This is a genomic window from Oscillatoria salina IIICB1 (assembly GCF_020144665.1).
Classification (GTDB): domain Bacteria; phylum Cyanobacteriota; class Cyanobacteriia; order Cyanobacteriales; family SIO1D9; genus IIICB1.
In genome coordinates, this window is sequence record NZ_JAAHBQ010000082.1 from 1 (window position 1) to 22506 (window position 22506).

The window sequence follows — 22506 nt, forward strand, 5'->3', positions numbered from 1 at the left end:
TAATATCTCCGGAGCTGAACTTAGTAGGGGCAATATTCCTCAGTTGCCCCTACCAACTAAAATTTAAAATCCGGGAAAGATGTAACCGACACCAAGCAGTAAACCTACTGCTGTAGAATCTTCGATAAAGCCCACATTGAGATTAGCATTAGCCACAAACTCGCGGGTCAACTGGTACTCTACGCCACCAGAAAGTACGAAGCCCACATTGTCGTTATCGCCTGTACTAAAAGCGACACCGCCACCAACATAGGGTTTAAAGATAATTGGCTCGAAGGGATCTTCTCCTCGAATAGTAAAGTCGTATGTGATGGGAATGATAAAGTCGGTTTCGTCACCAATGATAGCTGCGGGTCGTACTGATAAATTATTGCTCAGAGCAATTTTACCGTTAACTGCAAAACCACCATCACCGATGCCAGTATCTTCATCGCTAAAACCGATGTTAAAGCCGACACCCACATAGCTAATATTACCTTGAGTCAGACGACCTGGTTCGATGCTAGTTTGTGCAATAGGAGTATTTTTAGTTGGGGGAGCAGTTTGACTGACAGGGGCGGGTACTGGCGCTTGTCTGAAAGCTTCGACAGAAGTGGCTACTGTTCCCGGTGTAGGTTCCCCAGTAGGCGCTTTTTCGATAGTAACTACTTCTGAGTCTGGTTCGGGAGTTACCGTTTGGGAATCAGCAACTTGAAAATGTTCAACTGCGATCGGAATTACTGTCGGTTCTTCAGAATTTGTCAGGCGATCGAGATCCTCAATTTGGGTTACAGTAACGTCTGAGGGAACAATCTCTGGTGAGGTTTGTGCTTTAGCTGGGCTAGCAATGGCTAAAGCAGTCATACCTAAGAGAGTTGCTATTAGTCGGGAAGAAATTACGTTCACAGTCACTCCTCAATTATTATTAACAACCAATAAACTAAACCAAGCTTAGTATATTATCTCCAAACTGTATTGGGAAAACCTCTACTAGTAGTTAATTTACGAAAATTTTGATTCCAAGTTTGTCAAACTCAGCAATTGACTTTTGTCGTCCATGTATCCCGACGCTAAATCACGCGATTATAGCGCGGGACTCATCGCTGGTCAAACTCGATTTGTCAAGATTCCTTAAGACTGATGGGGACAAGCGCCAGCGATCGCACCCGAAATAAAGGGTAATATATCTTTGTTTTGGCTGTAGGTTTTACTTTCGAGAAACACGACTAACAAATAAGGTTGTTTGTCGGGAATTTCAATATAAGCAGCGTCGTGACGTACAGAGTTTGTCCAGCCTGCTTTTGACCACAGTTGAGCATTTGCCGGCAAACCTGAGCCGAAAAAGCCTGTAACTTGATTTTCCTCGCTGTTAGTGGCAAGAGCGGGGGGTTGGAGGCTACGTTGGAGAAGATTCATCATCGTTTGCGATCGCCTGGAGGAAACTGTTACTCCTCCCACAATACTATGTAGCAATCGGGCAGTAGCGTTCGTCGTGAGCATATTCCGATTTTCCATTATCTCACCTAAAAACATCCGTTCCCGTCCGTAGGGACCTTCACACCAGGTTTTTTGATTGACGTTAATTGTTGCTAATTCTTCCCAGCCTAAAGATTGGAAGTAACGATTGACAAGATTACGCTGGGATTTCCAAGTTTCAAAAGGTCCAGGGGCTAACTCAGGTCCACTGGTCGTACCGCTTAACATATCGACGACTAAACTCGTCGCATCGTTACTAGACTCAACAATCATATCCCGAATTGCGCGCTCTAATTCAGAAGAAGAGGGAATCATCTCATTTTCCAGCCATTCGTGAATTGCCACCAGGTAAAACAGTTTTACCACGCTAGCTGGATAAATTCGCTCTACTCCTCGATAACTGAAACCTCGCACGGGATACTTCCAAAACTCTTCCGAGGAAAGAGCGCCACCAGTATTCACAATCACCGGGCGATCGTAAACTATCCAAGTAAGGGCAATTTGATTTTGGGCTAAATCCGAAAATTTTGCCCAAGTTGCCTCTAAAATTTCTGTACCCAGTTGTGCTAATTTTTCGTCTTGGTGAAAAAAGGTCATAACAAAAAAACTTTAATGGTTAAGCTACTGAAAACTGATAGCGGCGAATATTATACTCAGGTTGACCTCAACCTATATGATTCTCCAGAAGGCGATCGCTTGGCAACTCAAGCTGCGGTGGGACGACATTTGCAAATTTTAACTTCAACTCCTGTTAATGAGGCGATTGAAGTGCGTTTGTGCGAAGATGGTTATCGCGCTTGGTTACGAAAAGCAGATCTTGCTCATCTTACACCTGCGGTTGAAAAATACCAGCCAAAAGCATTCTCTCGCTCAGAAATTGTCGATTGTCTCCCCACAGCGATCGCTTTTACTAAAGCGGCGCTGCAACAGCCCAATTATTATCTTTGGGGAGGTACAGTTGCTCCTAATTATGACTGTTCTGGTTTGATGCAAGCTGCTTTTGCTGCTTCAGACATCTGGCTACCGAGAGATTCTTATCAACAAGCTGATTTTACTGAGCGAATTCCCCTTGCCGAAATCCTCCCTGGCGATTTAATCTTTTTTGCTAAAGCTAGTAAAGTCGATCACGTCGCTCTTTATCTGGGTGACGGTTACTATATTCATAGTTCTGGGGTGGAAATGGGTCGTAATGGGATTGGGATTGACCAATTATCGGAAAATGGAGACGAGATTAGTCGTGCTTATTATCGCCAATTGTGGGGAGTTGGTCGAGTGATGAATAGTTATCGGGACTCTTGGATTGGTGATTAGGGATTGGGGATTAGGAAGACTTGGAAGAGGGGGAAGACAAGTGAGACAAGGAGGATAAACTGATAACTGTTCACTGTTCACTGAACCTAGTTACCACCTCACCAATCCCCAGTCACCACCTCACCAGTCTCCTAGTTTCCCAATCCCCAATCCCTAGTCCCCAATCCCCAATCCCTAGTCTCTAATTAAAGGTGTGGTTGTGATAACTTCGCAAATTTCAACAATTCAAAATTTTCAGTCTCAAGAAGAAATTCTTGATGTTTCGATAGTTGTGCCGATTTACAATGAGGTGGAAAGTTTACCTCATTTGCTCGAATATCTCGCGCAAATTCTCCATGAAAATCAACTCAGTTATGAAATTATCTGTGTGGATGATGGTTCTAGCGATGGTTCTACAGAATTGTTAAAGCATTTAGCACAGACCCAGGAAAATGTCAAGGCAGTAATTTTGCGGCGTAACTACGGACAAACGCCAGCAATGGCGGCGGGATTTAAGTGTGCTAGAGGGCGAGCGATCGTGACTTTGGATGCTGATTTGCAAAACGATCCGGCGGATATTCCGATGCTGTTGTCGAAGTTGGCGGAGGGTTACGATCTAGTCAGTGGTTGGCGCCAAAATAGACAAGATGCGGCTTTGACACGCTTGCTTCCTTCTAAAATTGCTAATTGGCTGATCGGACGTGTTACTGAGGTGAGGATACACGATTACGGTTGTTCTCTGAAGGCTTATCGTCGAGAATTGGTGGCAGATTTAAATCTGTATGGCGAGTTACATCGGTTTTTACCTGCTTTGGCTTTTATTGAAGGTGCGAGAATAGCTGAGTTACCAGTACGTCACCATGCTCGTCGTTTTGGTAAAAGTAAGTATGGTTTGGGGCGAACTTTTCGGGTGTTGATGGATTTATTAACCATCTGGTTTATGAAGAAGTTTCTTACTCGTCCGATGCACGTTTTTGGTTCGCTGGGCTTGCTGTTGATGTTTGTGGGTACGGTGTTGGGCGGATATCTGACATTTTTGAAGCTAGGATTGCAAGAAAATATTGGCGATCGCCCGTTGTTGATTTTGGCGGTAGTTTTACTCTTAGCAGGCGTACAATTCTTTTGTTTCGGGCTTTTGGGTGAGTTGCTGATGCGAACTTATCACGAATCTCAGGACAGACCTATCTACCGAGTCAGAGAAATTGTGGAAAATAATGTTAAGAATGGTAAATGAAGATCCCTATTTTGCCTAAACATTTCAACTTGTGAAAATTTTTTCGACTCTAGAACGATCCCAACTGCGAAATCTCTTATTTCTGTTCTTTTCTGGGTTGGCTTTCTGGACAAGTTTAACTTCAATGCTGCCCACTTTACCTTTATACATTGAGGACTTGGGCGCACCACCGGAGCAGGTTGGTTTTGTGATGGGTTGTTTTGCGATCGGTTTACTGTTGTCGAGGGTGTGGCTGGGAAATTTAGCCGATCGCCGCAGTCGGAAGATAGTTGTCGTAATCGGGACTGGAGTTGCGGCGATCGCGCCTTTGGGCTATGTGTTTTTCCAGTCAATTCCTTGGTTAATGGTGACTAGGGCTTTTCACGGGATTAGTATTGCGGCTTTTACTACGGCTTACAGTGCTTTAGTGGTGGATATCTCGCCAGTTAAACAACGAGGCGAATTGCTGGGCTATATGAGTTTGGCGATCCCACTCGGTATGGCTTTTGGTCCGGCGCTAGGTGGCTTTTTACAAGCAAGTGTCGATTACAAATCTTTGTTTTTTATTCCCGCAGTTTTGGGAGCGATCGCGTTTCTGTTGGCAATTCAAGTAAGGGAAGAGCAAAGATTTCACAGCTTAGGATCTCACCCAGATCGTGAATCTCAATTAAGTCAATTATGGCGTTTATTAGCTAGTCCTCGTATCCGCGTTCCGACGATTATTTTATTGTTGATTGGAACTGGATTTGGTATTCTCGTGTCATATTTGCCTGGCTTTATGAGAGATGCAGCAGTCGATCTCAATGCAGGATGGTATTACTCAGCCGCCGCGATCGCCTCTTTTGTTGCTCGTGTAATGACCGGAAGAGCCTCCGATCGCTATGGAAGAGGTTTGTTTGTGAGTTTAAGTTTAGTTTCTTTTGGGCTATCGATGTTTTTACTAGCGATCGCTTATAGTTCTACTGCTTTTGTCTTCTCCGCTATCTTTGAAGGAATAGGTGTAGGTACTTTAATGCCAATGGCGATCGCTGTCTTGTCCGATCGTTCTTTACCAAATGAACGGGCGATCGTCTATTCTTTATCTATTGGTGGATTTGATTTAGGAACTGCTCTCGGCGGTCCCTTTTTAGGCTCTTTAGTCGCCCTGCTCACCTATCGAGGCTTATTTTTGGTTGCTACCAGTTTATCGGCGATCGCCTTGATTATTTTTCTTACCCAATCGAGTAAAGATGCCCGCCATTCTTTCCGCTTTGCAACGGGACGAGGAAAAGATCTTTATGCCCTCGAAGCTCTGGAAGTCCTCGAACCGCGATCGTCATAAATGTCAAAATCAACAGTTACTGCTTATCACATAAATAGCTTTTTGTCAAGCTATTTTTCTTAATTGGTAACTGTGTACTTAAGATTAGGAAACGGGCTAGGAGGGATTCGAACCCCCGACACCGTGGTCCGTAGCCACGTGCTCTAGTCCACTGAGCTACAAGCCCGTGTAGGTAATTTACCCAACAGATATAAATCATATCACAAACAAAATAAATAATGCAAGAGCAAAGAGAAAATCAAAAACTAACTCATCTCAATGCTGAGGGGGAAGCGCAGATGGTAGACATTTCCAAGAAACAGTCAACCAGAAGAGAAGCCATAGCAGTAGGAAGAGTAAGGATGTCAGCAGAGACACTAGCAGCGATCGCGGCAGGAAATACACCCAAAGGAGATGTCATCGCCACAGCCAAGCTAGCAGGAATTATGGCAGCCAAACAGACAGCTAATTTAATTCCCCTCTGTCATCCCTTAGCTTTACATAAAATTGAAGTACAATTAACCCCCGATCCCCAATTACCCGGATATCAAATTCAAGCCAGCGTAACGACAAAAGCAGAAACCGGGGTAGAAATGGAAGCCCTAACAGCAGTTTCCATTGCCGCCCTCACGCTTTACGACATGGCAAAAGCCTTAGAAAAATCAATGGCGATCGAAGCAATTTATTTATTGAGTAAGACTGGAGGTAAAAGCGGCGATTATTTTCATCAACAAGCAACTTAGATTAATTCCCCCTTATCTTCCCCCACTCCCAATCCCCAAACCCCAGCCAGTGAACAGTGAACAGTTACCAGTCTACCCTCGAATCCCCAGTTATTCTAATTTCACCTTGCTCAATTTCTTCTCTTGACAATCCTGACTGATAACTGATTACTGATAACTGATAAGGTGAAAACGCCAATCCCCACTATGTCACACTAAGAGCATAATAGTGAATTGGCGTGTCGATCGATGCCATTCCGCGTTCAAGTTAAGATCCCAATGCTTCATGCAAATAGAACAATTTCTGACTCTGTATCGACAAGGAAAACGAGATTTTGCCCATACCGATCTTAACGGTGCAAACTTGAGTGGGGCAAATTTACGCGACATCGATCTAACCGGAGCTAACCTAACAGGTGCTAATCTGAGGTGGGCTTCTTTAAACAATAGCAAACTAACTGGTGCGTGTTTACGTCAAGCTGACTTGCACAATGCCACATTAACTCGTGCTAACTTAGACCAAGCAATTTTAACTCGTGCCGAGTTGAGTAAAGTAGATTTGCGCTTTTCCAGTTTGTCAGCGGCGGATCTCAATTGGGCAATTTTACAAGATGCCGATTTAACGGGTGCTAATCTGCGGGGAGCTAAACTAGATCGGGTAAATCTCGAACGCGCTAAACTCAACAATGTCGAGCTAGAATCGGCAGAATTGATGGAGGCAAATTTAGCTCGAAGTAGTTCGATTGAAGCTAATTTTTCTGGAGCTAATTTACGAGAAGCTTGTTTAGAAGAAGCCAATTTACGACAAGCAAATTTAGTCAAAGCTAACTTAACAGAAGCTAATCTGAATAATGTTTATTTGCGGGGGGCTAATTTACAAGAAGCTGACTTACATCGGACGATTCTTACGAATGCCGATCTCAGCGAGTCAAATTTCGATCGTGCTGATTTAAGTAGAGCTAATCTTGCAGGTGCTTATTTGTTGAAAGTTAGTTTGCGAAATGCTTATTTAGTCCGAGCTGATTTGCAGGATGTTTATTTATTACAAACTGATTTAACAGAAGCTAATTTACGCGGAGCTTCTTTAAATAGAGCGGATTTAAGTGGGGCTTATCTGAAAGATGTGATTTTATCTGAAGCTAATTTAGCTGATGTTTATTTAATGAAAAGCCATTTGGTACGCACTAATTTAGATGGAGCAGAATTAACTGGCTGTTGTATTGAAGGCTGGGAACTCGAAGAAGTAGATTTATCGAAAGTGAAGTGTAATTATATTTATACTCGCTTTAATTATGAAACTAAAAGTAAAAGCGATCGCTATCCGGTAGGACGCGATTTTGCTCCTGGTGAATTTGCTAATCCGAATCGCGAAAATAATGCCGTTATTGAGGTAAGATTTTCTCAACCTCCGAATTGGGAAGTGTTGGTTTTTACTTTGACTCAAGTAGAGTTAGAATGTGCCAATGTACAGCTTCAGGTGAAATCTTATCTCCAAAGTGAGGGACAGTATCAACTACAATTAACTGCCAACCGTTTTGTGAATGCTAAATTATTAAGCGAGCGTATTTTATCTTTATATCCAGAAATGGGGAACCGAGTTACTAATAATCGGGAAACAATTCTCAAATTGCTAAAGATTAATAAGCAGGAGAATTTACAAGTAGAACCTTCACCAAAGCCTCTTCCTCCACCGCCCGATCGGCGATCGCGTACTTATCAGCAAGTGATTAGTCAAATTCGAGCGATCGTGATTTCTCAACCACCAGAGGAATTTGTTATGAGTATCGAGCGGTTACTAAATTTTCTGCAACAAGAGGGTATTTCAACGCGAGAAATTCAAAGGAAAATTTTAATTGAAACGATTTTTAAGCGAGCCAAGAAAAATGAAGAGTTTCGCAAAAAGCTTGTACTTTGGGAAGCAACAGCAGAGGAGGCGGAAAGATTTTCTTTAGTGGGAGAGGCAATTCGCGCGAGCGTTACTATGTTGGATGCAGAAGTTTTGCGTCCTGAAAGCAGTTAGGATGTCAAATAATTAAAATATAGACATCAGCACTAGGAGGGGCGATTAGAAGAATTTACTTTGGGAAAATTTTTTGGGCAGCTAAAGATTAATAACTGGTATCCCAACCTACAGTCTTTTATGATAAATTATGGAACCTTCTCCAACTAAGCCTTCGAAAGCGCTCGTTGATAAAGAATTCTACAGCCGACTGCCTCTATTTTTATTGTTTTTACTGTGGCTGGGGTATTTTTTCTTTGGTTTATTACTCACCAGTTACCAGGCACGGCTGTCAGCTTGGGTGTTAGCATGGGCAGGAGCGTTAATTTGGACGGTGGATCGATCTTGGACGAGATTTGTTCCCATTATCGCGGCGATCGCGGTAATTGTTTCTGTTTCGATGCCGTTCCAATTTCTCGCGATGATGGTGGCGATCGCACTAGCTTCTGCTTTTGTTTTGAGTTGGGCAATGTTATTAATCGGTGAGGATCTCAAACATGCGCTTCGAGATGGTTTTTGGTTAGCTGGGCTTTTGGCGATCGCTATGTTTTTGATTGCTTGGTTTTTATTAGATAATCGTGAATTTGGCGGCGATGTAGCTGTTTTGGGTAATACTTGTCCTCTACCTGTAGCTTTACTTTTAGGTTTTTTGGCTAGTTGTTTTGGCTCAAATGCTTGGATGCGAATGGATACAGCCGGATTTACTTTTAAGCAACAAATTCTGACTTTTGCTGCGGTGACTTGGTTGGGTTTTTCTTGCGGTTGGTTGGTTGAGATATTTTAATTAGAGCGCTCTAGTGGTAAACGTAGTTGAAAACAACTACCAACTCCAACTTGTGAGGTAACGGTAATTTTACCTTTGTGTTGGGTGGCGATCGCGCTCGCAATTGCTAATCCTAATCCTGTACCTCCTTCTCGTCGCGATCTCGCTTTATCAGCACGCCAAAAGCGATCGAAAATATAAGGTAATTGTTCGGGTGAAATTCCGATCCCGGTGTCTTTAATATTAACTACAGCGAAGCGATTTTGTTTGGCTAGAGAAACAGTAACTTTGCCTCCTTGAGGTGTATATTGCAAAGCGTTTTCGAGTAAATTAGCAAATAAACGATTGAGTTGAGCAGCATCGCCGAAAACTGAAACTGATAAGTCTAGATCCGCTTGTAAATTAATTCCTTTGGCAGTAGCTAAAGGTTCCAGCCATTGCAGTAAATCCTGTAAAATTTCATTTAGAGAAACAGTTGTTTGTTCGCGCACTGTGGTTGCATCAGTACGTGCGAGAAAGAGCAAATCTTCGACTAATTCTGTCATTTGAGCCGAAGCACTGGCGATCGCGGCTAGTTTTTTGGCATCTTTAGGATGAATTCGCTCTGGATGCGATCGGATTACGTCTACAGAAGTTTTAATTGCGGCAATTGGCGATCGCAATTCGTGGGAAGCATCAGCCGTAAATTGTTTTAATTGTTGATAACTTTTTTCTACAGGTTGAATTGCTAATTTTGTCAGCCATAATCCGCCAATCCCTACAAATCCTAAAGCTACAATTCCACCCATTCCTAAACCCCAAATTAATTGATTTTGGGCAGCTTGTAACGCTTCCATTGATTGACTAGCGCGAATATAACCTTCTAATGATGGTTGACTAGAATCATTTGGGGGATCGCTAAATACCGAAATAGTATAAGTGCGAATTAAGGAGGTTTGGGCGGTATCTCTTTCGGTTAATGCACCTGTTTCTGGTTGAGAATCTAAGGAAACTTGTCCCCGACTCGCTAGAGGTGTACCTTCAGAATTAAACCATTCTAAACTTTGGCGATCGCGGTTAAATAAATCTCGCCACGGTACTTCATCTACTCGCTCTAAATAATCATTACCTTCTTGTTTTATTTCTGCTAAAGAAGGAGTTGCTGCTTGGGCTAAAGTTCGCAGTTTTTCGTCCATTTGCTGATAATAACTGCGGGTAAAAAAAACATATACTCCTGCGGCAAAGACGCCTAATATTGCTGCCATTACTGTTAAATATGATAACAACAATCGCCAGCGCAGACTTTGGAAATTAGCTTGGTGGATTTTTTTTGAACCAATCATTTTGTCAGTTGGTAGCCAATCTTAGGTTGCTCTTATTTTACAACTAATAATTCCCCATCTCTTTTTCTTCCCAAAAAGAATTGTCTAATCTAACCCCCTAATCCCCTTCTCTCTCACGGAAGGGTAAGTAATTAATAGTTGAAAATTTTTCAAACAATTTAAAAATTATTCTCCCCTCTCTTCGCAGGAGAGGAGCTGGGGGAGAGGTGATAACTAATAATCTTAAACTTGTTATTTAGCGAGCTGATTTTTTTATTATAGTTAAGTTTCAGTTAATTTTAGCTAATTAATTGAATAATTTCTTGAGCAGCGCGATCGCCAGCTCCTCTTGTCCCCAAATTTTCCCGCATTTGCTGATAATTTTGCTGTATTTCTTCACGTCGCGCTGAATTAATTAGCAATTCTTTTGCTTCTTGGAAAATTCGCTCAGGTGTGGCTTTTTCTTGTAATAATTCCGGGACAATTTCCTCCATTAAGACTAAATTCACGGGCGACATAAAAGGAATAGAAAAGTTGAGCAATTTTCTGCCAATCCACATTGTCATCGGATTAACTCGATAAATAACTACTTGGGGAACGTTCAATAAAGCTATTTCTAAATTAACAGTTCCCGATTTCGTAATTGCTAAATCTGCCGCCGCGATCGCTGTTAATGTCTTTCCTTTGATTACTGTCGCCTGAAGATTATATTTTTGTAAATTGTCTTGAATTAGATCGTGAAAACTGTCAATTGACAAGGGAATTAAAAACTCTGCTTGAGGAAATTTAGCTTGAAGTTGTTGCGCAGCAGTTAAAATAATTGGCAGAAGATATTTCAACTCTTGTTGACGAGAAGCCACAAAAAGCGCGATCGCCAAGCGATCGTCAGCAATACCCAAATCTTTTCTCGCTGCTTCTCGATTAGGAGCAGTTTGCATCCGATCTAACAACGGATGTCCCACCCAACTAACTTTTACACCTTTTGCTTGAAAATAACGCGCCTCAGCCGTAAAAATCGCCAACAAAAGGTCAGTTATTTCCACAATCCGACTCGTATTTCCTACAGGCGGCGACCAAACCCATTCTTGAGGAGCAATATAATAAACTATTGGTACTTGAGGCAAATGTTTTTTCACATAAGAACCAATAGTAATATTTGGACCGAGATAATCAATCAAAACTAAAACATCGGGCGGATTTTCCCGTAAAAATTGTTTAGCCCGACGTTGAATTTGGAGAGTAGGTAAAACAAAAGGTATTGATTCGAGAATACCCACCGAACCAATATTAGTTGTATTACCAAGCAGAATTGCCCCGGCTGCTTTCATGCGATCTCCACCCAAGGCGAAAATTTCTAATTCAAGGTTATTTACCTTTGCTTGGCGTTGCAAAGCCTCAATTAGTAGCGCCCCTTGTAAATCTCCAGAAACTTCACCCGTACTAATAAAAATACGCATTATTCAGTTAGCACGTAGCCGCAATTAAAGTTATCAATTATCACATACCCGCAGTTATCAGTTACCAATTCTTCCAATTCTTCCAATTCTTCCTTGTCCCCCTTCCCTTGTCTCCCCCCTCTTCCCAATCCCCAGTCCCCAGTCCCCAGTCCCCAGTCCCCAGTCCCCAATCCCTAATGACGCTTACCGGGAATCAAGCCACGATAACCAGGAGAAGTAGAAACCTGTAAAAAGCGGAGCAAATGCTGTAAATATTGGCAATCTGGGAGTAAATCCAACTCTTCGAGAGAACGATCGAAACTGAGATCCGAACGATAAAGAATGCGGAAAGCTTTTTTGAGTAAGCTAATTTCCTCAGAGGAAAAACCCTTACGTTGCAAACCGACCAAATTTAGCGATCGCACCCGCGCGGGATTTCCTTCAACTAACATAAAAGGTGGGACATCGCGATCGATACGACTCATAGCACCCAACATCGCTAAACTACCAACGCGAACAAATTGATGAACGCCTGTTAAACCACCAATTGTTGCTTTTGATTCTATATGTACGTGACCCGCTAAAGCCACATTATTAGCGATTACCACCTCATCTTCAATAAGGCAATTATGAGCCACATGGACGTAAGCCATCAGTAAATTATTATTACCAATAATTGTCGCCTCGCCCTCATTAGTTGCCCGATTGATAGTCACATATTCGCGAATCCGATTACCATCGCCAATTTTTACCCAACTATTTGCACCGCGATATTTCAAATCTTGAGTTTCTAAACCAATAGCAGCACCGGGAAAAATCCGATTACCCGCACCAATTTCTGTCGCTCCTTCAATGACAGCATGAGGACCAACAGTAGTTTCGCGATCGATTTTGACGTTTTCCCCAATTACTGCATAAGCACCTACTTGCACTGTGGGGTGTAATTTAGCATGGGGGTGAATAACAGCAGTAGGATGAATTAATGTCTTCAACGGGCAACTAGACATGAATCTTAAGTCTGCAATTTTATTTAATCGTAGCTAGTAGCACCTCAGCATGAGCGCAAAAGTTTTCACGCCTGCTGAGTGCGTGGCTGGGGTGCTAATCTGCCAAAGAAAAGAGCATTTCGCCTTCTGCGGCTAATTCGCCATCAACTTCAGCGCGTCCTTGCATCTTGGCAAAACGACCGCTTTTAAAGCGTAATAGTTCCACAGTCATCACCAAGCGATCGCCAGGGACGACGGGACGACGAAAGCGGAATTTATCGATTCCGGCGAACATAAAAAAGCCACCTGCCATTCCTGGTAACTGAATTAAAACAATACCACCTACTTGTGCCATTGCTTCGACTATTAACACTCCTGGCATAATGGGATGTCCGGGAATATGTCCTTGAAACTGAGGTTCGTTGAAGCTAATATTTTTGATTCCGACGGCTTTTTCTCCGGGAATATAATCAATAATTCTATCTACTAAGGCAAAAGGATAGCGGTGAGGTAGCAGTTGATGGATTTCTTCAACGGTAAAAGTTGTTTTCACGCTCTGCTCTGGCTGAGTAGTTTCAGTTTGCTCCTCGGCGGAGTTGAGATTATTGGGTTTGTTAACGTCGGTGAGTGTAGACATAGTTTTGCATTTTGATGGATGGTTATGGCGTCGTGAATAAAGCGCGTAGCTGTTTTGCCAAGTTGACGTGCAGCTTGTGACTGGCTTTGTAAGCGAGATAATGGGCTACGGGGATTGTCCCCAGTAAACTTAAATCTCCTACTAAGTCTAAAAGTTTATGACGTACTGGTTCATTTGCAAATCTTAAGGGAGGATTAAGCCAGCCTGTGTCGCTGCAAACTAAGGCGTTGTCTAAGCTGCCGCCTTTGATTAATCCTGCTTGACGCACCTTCTCGATTTGAGAAGCTAAACCAAAAGTCCTTGCGGGGGCGATCGCTTGGGCGAAGCTTTCTTGACTTGGCGTCCAACTGTACCACTGTTTGCCGATGGCTGCTATTTCAAAGTCGATTCCGTAGGTAAATCTGGTTTCGGGTGCGGGTATGGCGGCGACGAAAGCATCTGTTTCTTGTACCCAAATTGGGGATTGGAGATTGGGGATTGGGGATTGGGGATTGGTTTGTAAGTAACTTCGCCCTCTCCCCTCTCTTTGGGGTTCCCAGTCCTCAGTCCCCAGTATGCCGACGGTGGCGATCGCTTCTACCCATTGTTTGGCGGAACCGTCTAATAAGGGTACTTCGCCAGCGTCGATTTCAATTCTGGCGTTGTCTATACCGCTACCTGTTAAGGCTGCGAGTAGGTGTTCTACTGTTCGTACGGTGGCGGTTTGGGCTGCTAATTCTGTGGATAAGGTGGTTTGGTTTACGGATTCGACTAGGGCTGGAATAGAAGGTTCTCCGGGTAAGTCAATCCGGACAAAGTAACGTCCTTCGCCTGGTGTGGCGGGCATTACGCGCACTGTGGCTGTTTTTCCTGAGTGCAAGCCTATTCCGGAAATTTGAAAAGGTTTAGCGATCGTTGAAGGCATATTTTCTGTTTTGTTACAAGGTTTTGCTGAGAGAAAAAGACTTTTATTTGGTTGGTGTAAATAATCAATGCTAGTTGAGGTAGAGACGCGGCTGCCTACGTCTCTACCTTGGTTAAAACCTTTCTCCGATCCCGAAGTGGAGGCGAGAGTCACCGTTGTCATTAAGTCCGTAGTCAACGCGAATCGGACCGAGAGGAGATTGAATGCGTACGCCGACACCATAGCCAAATCCGGTACCTGGTTTGTCACGAACGCCAGCCGGATTACCAGGAACGTTATCGCCCGTACCTAGGTCGCTACCGAAGTCTACAAATAAGGCGCCACCGAGAAAGGAGAAGAGGGGGAAACGATACTCGGCGCTAGCAAGGACATAACTGCGACCGCTACCGACATCTCCAGCGTCGTAACCGCGTACGGAGTCGGTACCGCCGAGAGAGAAGGCTTCGTAGGGAGGTAAGTCGCCGAGAATTGTTCCGGCTTGGAAGTTAAAAGCGAGGGCTTCTGCACCTTCGGCGAAGTCGGTATAGTCTACGGGGATATAGTAACTATAGCTACCTCGGAGGCGATTGAAGAAGATGCTTCCAGAACCAATGGGAATGGTTTGATCGACACTGAAACGGATTACCGAACCATCAGTAGGTTGAAAAATGCTGTTGCGGCGATCGCGGACTGCACCAAAACTCAAGATAAAGAGATCGTCGCTGCCGTCGTCGCTAAAGGCAAGGTCGTTCCCTAATTCATCTTCGGGTGCGAGTTCCCCATCAGCGTCGCGAATGGATACTCGTTGATACTGAAATCCGGTAGAAAGCGCCCATTCTGGCTGGGAGAAGACATCATCGGCTAAGGGACGACGGAAGGTAATTCCGCCACCAGTACGCACGACGCGGGGGCGATCGCCATTCGGTAACTCTACCTCCTCTTCACCACCGTCAAAGATTAAGGAAATGGAACGTCGGCGGAAAGCATTAACTGTATAAGAAGTGCGATAGGGATCGCCAGCAATCCAGGGATCGGTAAAGCGAAGGTCAAAGAGTAATTCTCTGGTTCCTACTTGTAATTCGGCGGAGAGATCCTGGTTATTACCGCCGAGGTTTTGCTCTTGATAGCTAATTGTGCCAAAGAATCCGCTTGCAGAACTAATACCTGCACCCGCAGCAACCGAACCAGTATTTCTTTCGACGACATCGACATTGACAACGACTTGACTGGGGTCGTCTCCTGGGGCGAAGGAGAGTCGCGCGTCTTCAAAGAGTCCTAAGCCAAAAACTCGCTGCAAGTCTCTTTGGGCGGTTTCGCGGTTGAAAACTTCGCCAGATTCTAACTCAATTTCTCGCGTGACAATAAAGTCGCGAGTACGACCATCTACTTCCTCGTCTTCCTCATCAAAAAATCTCACTCGTACATTTTCGATTACACCTTCAGCGACGACTAAGGTGACGACACCATCTTGGGAAATTTCTCCTGGTTCGTCGGGAGCATCGACTACTTGGGCGAGGTCGTAGCCATTTTCTCGATACCATTCATTCAACTCTTGAATATCGCCTTGTAATTCAACGAGGTTGAGAATATCTCCGTATTGTTCGCCAAAAATTTCATCTACTACTGATTCTGGCAGTACCCGTTCTCCTTCTCCTTGGGGAATTGTTTGAATTACGACATCTCGGAGGATGGGGTTAGGTTCGACTTGGTAAGTAATTCGCACTCCCAAGGGGGTATCTTCGGGGACTACAGTGACGTTGGAAAAGTAACCAGTAGCAAAAATTTCGTTTACGTCTTGTTGCAGTTGGGAGCGAGTTGTCGCCCGTCCTGGTTGGGTGCTAATGGTGTTATAAACTAGCTGTTCTAGTTCTCCTTCGACACCACGCACGAGAACTTCTGCAACTAAGACTCGCGGTTCTTGAGCCGGAGGTTGGTCTTGTGCCACAGTAGATTCTGTAGACTCAGAGTCAGGAGTTATTGACTCTAGGGAGACTAACGACTCAGGATTTGCTATTTCTGCTTGGTTTGTTTCTGGTTCTCCTTCTACTTCTTCGTGAATTTTGGGTAAAGGAAAAGTCTCGGTTGCTTCGGTTGTCGTTTCGATGACAACGGTTGCTGAGTTCGAGTTAGATTCGTCTGTTTCCCTGACATCAACTACTGTTTCTGTTTCTTGAGCTAACAGCGAACTAGATTCCGGCTCAGATTCAACTATAATCTCCTCTTGAACCGCTATTTCCGCTAAACCTTCAATCTCATCAGCAGTTTGACCTCTGACTGGCTCAGATAAAGCTACAGTAGCAATAGCTGCTAAGGCTGGGATTAACAATTGCCGTAAGTATATTTGTTTGATTTTGTTTACCACTGCCACACACCACATAAAGCTAGAACGCGATCGCTTTTTTCTTAGTAGTTTATTATGACCGCGATCGCTACAAATTGGGGACTCTTGGATTAGGGACTCTTGGATTGGGTATTGGGTATTGGGGATTAGCACCTTATCAATTTGTCCAACAATTCCTTCCTCTCTCCCTTGTCCTCCCCCCTGTTCCTTGTCTCTAATCTCTACTGATAACTGATAACCGATAACTGGTCTGGTGAAAACCCCCTCTCCCAATCTTTAATCCTTTCCCATCCCTAATTGCGCTAACACTCTTTCCCTGACTTCTTGGTATGCTGATTCTATCTGCCCTAAGTCCTGACGAAAGCGGTCTTTATCAAGCACTCGTGCTTTTTGGTCAGTTTCGCTACGATCCCACAAACGACAGGTATCGGGGCTGATTTCGTCAGCGAGAAGCAGTTTTTGCTCTTTATCTAAACCAAATTCTAGTTTGAAGTCTACTAAATCGATCCCGCAACTGCCGAAAAAGTCGCTTAAGTGACGATTAATGGTTAAGGCTGTGGTTTGCAGTTGTTCGAGTTGGGCTGGCGTAGCTAGTTCTAACAATAATAGGCGATCGCGTGTTAACAAGGGATCGCCGAGTTCGTCTTTCTTGTAATAAAATTCTACTAATGGCTGGGGTAGCACTTTGCCTAATGGTAAGCCTGTTTGCTTGCACAGACTACCCGCCGCAATGTTTCTGACTACTACCTCTAAAGGAATAATTTTTACCGCTCGCACTCGCATTTCGTTTTCTGCTGGTTTGTCGATGTAGTGTGTGGCTATGCCTTGTTTTTCTAGCATCTCAAATAATGCTGCTGATATCGTGCAGTTGATTGCGCCTTTTCCTTTAATTTGCCCTCGTTTTTGGGCGTTAAAGGCGGTTGCGTCGTCTTTGTATACGGTTAGCAGAATTTCTGGTTCTGGGGTTGTATAAACGATTTTAGCTTTACCTTCGTAGAGTTTTTCTGCTTGAAACATAAATGGCTTTCTGGATGGGAACATTTACCACAATATTGCACTTGCTGTGGTAGTGAAAGATGGCTTTAGTGATTTTTATTGCTTTCACTACCTTTCGATAATTAAATCAAAGTTTACTTTAGGTTAAAATAAGATTAAGATAAAAATCACAATCAACTTATTAGGTAGAACAAACCGTCATACTTAAGTAACCTGGAGTTGCTGATTGGGGTTTTCACCCAATCGCTCCCCAGTAGGGGATGGGAGATAAGGAGGGAACAAGAAGGAGAGGATAAACTGGTAATTGCTAAGCGATCGCTGGTCATTAGTCACCGATCGTTGCTAACCAATCGCCGATCGCTGGTCACTGCTGATTATCACTGTTAAATGTTAAGTAATAACTAATAACTATAAAATTCTTACTCAGAGGAGATATTAATGACAGAACAAGATAAAGATAAAGATCGAGAAAAAGATAATTTCCTCTACCCGCGAAGTACCTATCGGGGACAGGTTAAGCCGGAAAATGTGGTTTTTAACGCGAATTTGCAAGAATTTGCTCAACGAGTTAACTACATCTGCAATCTAGAAACTGGTGGTAAAGTACCTCCAGACCAAGCTTACAAGCAAATTAGAGAACTTTGGCAACAACTAACCCAATCGAAAAAACAACTGAGAATTGGCGAAAATCCTTTTCAAAGTGAGGAGGAATCGTGAATAATCAAAATGAAGAGCATAAGTTAGTTTATTTGTCAACAAAATAGAGGCACGGCGAAACGTGCCTCTATTCGATATTTAATGGGGAAAGGGAGGAGAACCAGAGTTACTTGGTTGTCATCGTGTAAATTCCATCCCAAGTAGGAGGAGGTGGGTTGTCGAGATAATTTTGAGTACGTTCTAATTGTAGTAAAACGGCGCGATCGCTAGGACGAATTTCTGAAGCATTAAGAAATAAATTTTTAGCTTTGTGAAAATCTCGGCTCATATAAGCATCTCTAGCAAGATGATACAATTCGAGAAATTTTTCTGTTGTCCCGTCTACCCAATCGTGTTGTTTCCCAATTAGTTCGTAAATTTTGACAGCTTGATTTTTGCCTTTGACACGAATTTTGTCTAACTCGCGGACGAGAATGCGATCGCCACACAGTTGTTTGGTAGAATCGCTAATAATAATGTCGCAACCGTACTCTTTGGTTAAACTTTCTAAACGAGAACTCAAGTTGACACCATCGCCGATGACAGTGTAATCCATCCGTTTCTCCGAACCAATATTTCCCGATACTACCTCTCCAGAACTAATTCCAATCCCAAAACGAATTTGAGGTTGGGCGGCAAAAATACGTCTTTTATTAAATTCTGTTAAACGGTGACGCATATCTAACGCCGATTGTACGCTCATCCAAGCATGATTTTCTTTTAAAGGTAAAGGTGCGCCAAAAACTGCCATTAAAGCATCACCAATAAATTTATCTAGCGTACCCTCATAGTTAAATACTGCCTCAACCATTGTTTCAAAATACTGATTTAGCAGTGAAACTACCTCTGTAGCTTCTAAATTTTCGGTCAAGGTGGTGTAACCGCGAATATCGGAGAATAAAATCGTAACTTCTTTCCGTTCTCCAATCATTAAAGCATCATCTCCTAACGCCATCACCTGTTCGGCTACTCCAGGAGTCATGTAACGATAAAGAGTTGACTTCATCCGCTTTTCGCGACTGATATCTTCTAAAACTACTAAACCTCCTCTAACTTTACCTTCTGGATTAGTAAGCGGATTGACAGTAAGATTAATACTGCGTTCGATAGTTTCTACTTGTCCTTTCCCTAAATAAGGAACTGATTTAGAATCCCAATCACTTTCATTCCAAGGAAGATAAACATCAGGATTATGAGGTTGAGGAATAGCTAAAATAAAGACTCCATTTAATGAATTTAGCGAACGTAGATTACTTTGTTCGCCAGTTTCCGGTTTAGAACGAAAATATACTCCGATTCGTAAAGTTTGTTCGGGAACGTAATGTTTTGCGCCTGTTTTCAGACTATCAGTAAGGCGAAATTGTAGATTTTCAATAGGAACTACTTCCCAGACATAGCGACCGATTAACTTACACTCCCACAATTCGCGATTATTTTCTTGGTTCAGGTGTTCTTCCGGACAGCCGAGTAACGCGATCGCGGCATCGTTAATCGTCACAATTTTACCTTGTAAATCGGTAGAAATCACTGCATCAGAAAGACTTTGGAGAATGTCTTTTTGATATTGTTTTTCTGTCAAGACATTTTCAAACAATTTTGCATTTTCCAGCGCCATTCCTGCCTGAATATTAAACGCTTGCATAAATTCTTCATCGGAAGAAGTAAAACTACCTTGATTTTTGTTAATTAACTGCGTTACTCCAATCAACTCGCCTGCGGAATTAAACACTGGCATACAAAGAATATTGCGAGTACAATAACCAGTGCGTTTATCAGTTGTCGGATCGAAACGCGGGTCTTTATAAGCATCGGGAATGTTTAAAGTTTGACCTGTAGAAGCTACATATCCGGCAATTCCCCGATTAGCGGGAATGCGAATTTCCATAATTTTCTTGCCGTCTGCACTAGCAATTTTACTCCACAATTCCCCCGTTTCTTTACTTAATAAAAATAAGGTGCTGCGGTCGGCTTGCATTAAATTTCGCGCCTGTTCCATAACGGATTTCAGGGTTGCTTCTAAGTCTAAACTTTTACCAAGATAAGAAGTAGCTTTTAATAATGCCGATGCACCGCGTTGATTTCGCGCTGCCATATAAAAAGATTGACAGGTTTCGAGGATAATACCAATAGAAGAAGCAAAATCTCGAAAGCGCTGTTCGTCTTCTTCGTCAAAATAATTATCTCCTGCTTTGTTGAGTAATTGGACAACGGCAACTACCTGATTGACGCTGCTAACAATTGGCATACAAAGCAACGATTTGGTACGATATCCAGGGATTTCGTCGATTTCTTTATTAAATAAATGATGATTGTAAGCGTCAGTAATGTTTAAAGATATTCCCGTCGCGGCTACATAACCAGCAATTCCCACATTAAGAGGAATGCGTAAGTCTCTAGATTTACTTTTATCGGTTTGGCTGACTCGCGACCAAAGTTGACCTTTTTCGGCATCAACTAAGAAAATTGTGGTACGATCTGCTTTCAAGATTTGACCGATTTTGAGCGTAAAAGCATCCATGATCTGCTCTAACATTGTCTCTAGAGCTTCGTTATTGATCATTTCGATCGCTCGGAGGAACTGCTGGAACTCAGCAGTGATAAAATCTAGCAAGCAGATAAATTCACCAATTGAGAGGTCTTTAACTCGATTGGTGAGGACGTTCGTCCGATTTAGTTGAGTAAGCTGGGTTAAGGTCGCTAAGATGCTACCAGTGTTAGATAGTGTCATTAGAAAAGGCGCGAACGAGGTTACGAAAAGACGCGAAGTAATTATTTAACTTAATCAGGTTTTTTTGGTATCACATATTCATTATTTTGTCAAGAGCAAAAAATTACTTTTGGCAGGTTGAAAACTTCGTATCTGTCGCGATTTTAGCAATCCAAAAGTAAATTGGCTTATTGCTAAGGTAGATGCTTTTCTTAAGCTTAACCGGAGACTTTAGCCTTGCGGTTTTTACTTAACCCCGATCCCAAAAACGAGCGATTGGCGCATCGAGCGCCAGCAACTCTTGCAGCGATCGCCATCTAAATTTTATCGGCGAACTATTGGTTGTGCGATGAGTATCCATTGACTTAATTGAGAACCAGCCTGAGTTGCGCAAATCAAGTTTGGGATTTACACCGATTGTTGAGGATTGCTTTCCCAATTTTGCAGTAATAGATACACTTGAGAGCAATTTTATCGGTCAAATTGAAAAGATAAAACAGTAAGATTGCGGAATTGTGTAGTTTTTTGCTTCAAAGAAGGGTGCGTTATCTAGCGCACCCGGAATTAATATAAAAAACAGCGATCGCTTTAGGCAGCGATCGCCAGAGATTGAGAATCGATGACAGTTTGATAGAAGTTGTGTAATTGTCGTGTAGCCGCAGCCCAACCCCAGCGTTCGGCTTCCAAACGGGCATTTTGGCGAATCGTTTCTCGTTCGTCAGTAGCCGCGAGGAGACGTTGAGTAGCCGCGATCGCGCCTTGGGGGTCATTTGGCTCAAATAAGTAGCCATTAACGCCATCGGTGACGATATCGGGAATACCTCCGGAGCGTGCAGCGACAACGGGACATCCAGCCGCCATTGCTTCAAGTAAAACTAAACCAAGGGTTTCCGTGCGGGAGGGGAAGATAAAAGCATCAGCCGAAGCAAAAGCCGAAGCCAGTTCCATACCTTGCATATAGCCGGCAAAATAGGTCGGAGTGCCTGCAAAATGAGCTTCTAAAGCCTCTCGATGGGGTCCATCGCCAACGATCGCCAAACGCGCATTCGGAATGGCTTCGAGGATAGGTTTAATGCGATCGATTTCTTTTTCGGCAGAAACACGCCCGACATAAAGTAATAAAGGAGAATCCGAGTTACCTTGAGAAAGGCGATCGCGCATTTTTGGCGAAGCTAAACTCGGACGAAACATTTCCGTATCGACACCACGCTGCCACAAGTCTACTCGTTCAATGCCATGATTAACTAACTCTTGTACCATTGCCGAAGAAGTACACAAATTTAAATGAGCTTGATTGTGCATTCCTTTCAACAATTCCCAGAGTAAACCTTCTAAGGCAGCAAGTCCGTAATGTTGGAGATACTGAGGTAAGTGAGTGTGATAAGAAGCTACTAAAGGAATACGCATTCCTTTGGCATAATATAAACCTGCAAGCCCTAAAAAAGCCGGGTTAACTACATGAATCAAATCCGGTTTAAAATCTGCTAAAACTTTCCGAATTGTCGGACGAGGCAATGCTAATTTTAACTCTGGATACAAAGGCAAAGGAAAAGCCGATAAACCGTGAATAACTGCGCCTTTGTATTCAGTTAGTCCCCCATCAGGAGCAATTACTAAAACGTTAGCACCATTACGTTGTAAATGTTCGACTGTATGACGCAGGCGAGTCACGATACCATCAACTTTGGGTAAGAAGGTTTCTGTAAATAAGGCGATTCTCATAGAAAACTGCTAACTTTCGCTAAAACTAAGCTTGTGAAATATTTTCCTATAGACAGTAG

The 22506-nt window shown here is 43.1% G+C and carries 18 protein-coding genes and 1 tRNA gene; 7 read left to right on the plus strand and 12 right to left on the minus strand.

All coding sequences use genetic code 11. The features are described from left to right. Positions 1–63 precede the first annotated feature (63 nt). Together G3T18_RS20445 and G3T18_RS20450 are read right to left on the minus strand one after the other, a co-directional pair. Positions 64–885, minus strand: coding sequence for a hypothetical protein (locus G3T18_RS20445; protein ID WP_224412441.1), 822 nt, complete (start codon positions 883–885; stop codon positions 64–66). A 225-nt stretch (positions 886–1110) separates the two neighbouring features. Next, on the minus strand, positions 1111–2052 hold the full coding sequence (locus G3T18_RS20450) for a serine hydrolase (RefSeq protein WP_224412442.1): 942 nt from the start codon (positions 2050–2052) through the stop codon (positions 1111–1113). Positions 2053–2067: 15 nt separating this feature from the next. Here G3T18_RS20450 and G3T18_RS20455 point away from each other — a divergent pair, with 15 nt between their 5' ends. The 3 genes from G3T18_RS20455 to G3T18_RS20465 all read left to right on the plus strand — a co-directional run bounded on the left by G3T18_RS20455 (position 2068) and on the right by G3T18_RS20465 (position 5279). Next, on the plus strand, positions 2068–2766 hold the full coding sequence (locus G3T18_RS20455; protein WP_224412443.1) for a C40 family peptidase: 699 nt from the start codon (positions 2068–2070) through the stop codon (positions 2764–2766). Positions 2767–2965: 199 nt separating this feature from the next. Further along, positions 2966–3979 carry a glycosyltransferase family 2 protein gene (locus G3T18_RS20460; RefSeq protein WP_224412444.1) on the plus strand — a complete coding sequence of 338 codons (1014 nt, stop codon included), beginning with the start codon at positions 2966–2968 and terminating at the stop codon, positions 3977–3979. A 31-nt stretch (positions 3980–4010) separates the two neighbouring features. Continuing rightward, on the plus strand, positions 4011–5279 hold the full coding sequence (locus G3T18_RS20465) for an MFS transporter (protein ID WP_224412445.1): 1269 nt from the start codon (positions 4011–4013) through the stop codon (positions 5277–5279). Positions 5280–5371: 92 nt separating this feature from the next. Here G3T18_RS20465 and G3T18_RS20470 read toward each other — a convergent pair. Then, positions 5372–5445 (minus strand) — tRNA-Arg (locus tag G3T18_RS20470). Between the two features lie 52 nt (positions 5446–5497). Between G3T18_RS20470 and moaC the strand changes: the two genes are divergently transcribed. From moaC to G3T18_RS20485, 3 genes are all read left to right on the plus strand, one after another. Then, positions 5498–6001 carry a cyclic pyranopterin monophosphate synthase MoaC gene (gene moaC, locus G3T18_RS20475; RefSeq protein ID WP_224412446.1) on the plus strand — a complete coding sequence of 168 codons (504 nt, stop codon included), beginning with the start codon at positions 5498–5500 and terminating at the stop codon, positions 5999–6001. Between the two features lie 265 nt (positions 6002–6266). Next, positions 6267–8000 carry a pentapeptide repeat-containing protein gene (locus G3T18_RS20480; RefSeq protein WP_224412447.1) on the plus strand — a complete coding sequence of 578 codons (1734 nt, stop codon included), beginning with the start codon at positions 6267–6269 and terminating at the stop codon, positions 7998–8000. Between the two features lie 130 nt (positions 8001–8130). After that, positions 8131–8763, plus strand: coding sequence for a hypothetical protein (locus G3T18_RS20485; protein ID WP_224412448.1), 633 nt, complete (start codon positions 8131–8133; stop codon positions 8761–8763). Here G3T18_RS20485 and G3T18_RS20490 read toward each other — a convergent pair. The 7 genes from G3T18_RS20490 to purC all read right to left on the minus strand — a co-directional run bounded on the left by G3T18_RS20490 (position 8760) and on the right by purC (position 17343). Then, complete coding sequence (locus tag G3T18_RS20490) at positions 8760–10064, minus strand: sensor histidine kinase (RefSeq protein WP_224412449.1); 1305 nt, start codon at positions 10062–10064, stop codon at positions 8760–8762. The two genes, G3T18_RS20485 and G3T18_RS20490, sit on opposite strands and share 4 nt — an antisense overlap. Positions 10065–10342: 278 nt before the next feature. Next, the gene (lpxB, locus tag G3T18_RS20495) at positions 10343–11500 is read right to left on the minus strand and encodes a lipid-A-disaccharide synthase (RefSeq protein ID WP_224412450.1); all 1158 of its coding nucleotides are present in this window, start codon (positions 11498–11500) and stop codon (positions 10343–10345) included. 173 nt (positions 11501–11673) lie between these two features. Beyond that, positions 11674–12471 carry an acyl-ACP--UDP-N-acetylglucosamine O-acyltransferase gene (gene lpxA, locus G3T18_RS20500; protein WP_224412456.1) on the minus strand — a complete coding sequence of 266 codons (798 nt, stop codon included), beginning with the start codon at positions 12469–12471 and terminating at the stop codon, positions 11674–11676. A gap of 109 nt (positions 12472–12580) precedes the next feature. Beyond that, a complete protein-coding gene (gene fabZ, locus G3T18_RS20505) occupies positions 12581–13102 on the minus strand; it encodes a 3-hydroxyacyl-ACP dehydratase FabZ (RefSeq protein ID WP_224412451.1) in 522 nt (173 codons plus the stop codon). 22 nt (positions 13103–13124) lie between these two features. Continuing rightward, positions 13125–14006 (minus strand): UDP-3-O-acyl-N-acetylglucosamine deacetylase, encoded by an 882-nt coding sequence (gene lpxC / locus G3T18_RS20510; RefSeq protein WP_224412457.1) that lies wholly within the window; start codon positions 14004–14006, stop codon positions 13125–13127. A gap of 112 nt (positions 14007–14118) precedes the next feature. Beyond that, positions 14119–16362, minus strand: coding sequence for a BamA/TamA family outer membrane protein (locus G3T18_RS20515; RefSeq protein ID WP_224412458.1), 2244 nt, complete (start codon positions 16360–16362; stop codon positions 14119–14121). A gap of 240 nt (positions 16363–16602) precedes the next feature. Then, complete coding sequence (gene purC, locus G3T18_RS20520; RefSeq protein WP_224412452.1) at positions 16603–17343, minus strand: phosphoribosylaminoimidazolesuccinocarboxamide synthase; 741 nt, start codon at positions 17341–17343, stop codon at positions 16603–16605. 417 nt (positions 17344–17760) lie between these two features. Here purC and G3T18_RS20525 point away from each other — a divergent pair, with 417 nt between their 5' ends. After that, positions 17761–18039 carry a DUF7219 family protein gene (locus G3T18_RS20525; RefSeq protein WP_224412453.1) on the plus strand — a complete coding sequence of 93 codons (279 nt, stop codon included), beginning with the start codon at positions 17761–17763 and terminating at the stop codon, positions 18037–18039. 106 nt (positions 18040–18145) lie between these two features. On the opposite strand, the gene G3T18_RS20530 is transcribed toward G3T18_RS20525, so the two are convergent. Both G3T18_RS20530 and G3T18_RS20535 read right to left on the minus strand, forming a co-directional pair. Further along, a complete protein-coding gene (locus G3T18_RS20530; protein WP_224412454.1) occupies positions 18146–20746 on the minus strand; it encodes an adenylate/guanylate cyclase domain-containing protein in 2601 nt (866 codons plus the stop codon). A gap of 567 nt (positions 20747–21313) precedes the next feature. Beyond that, positions 21314–22447, minus strand: a complete 1134-nt coding sequence (locus G3T18_RS20535) for a glycosyltransferase family 4 protein (protein ID WP_224412455.1) — start codon at positions 22445–22447, stop codon at positions 21314–21316. Positions 22448–22506: the final 59 nt, after the last annotated feature.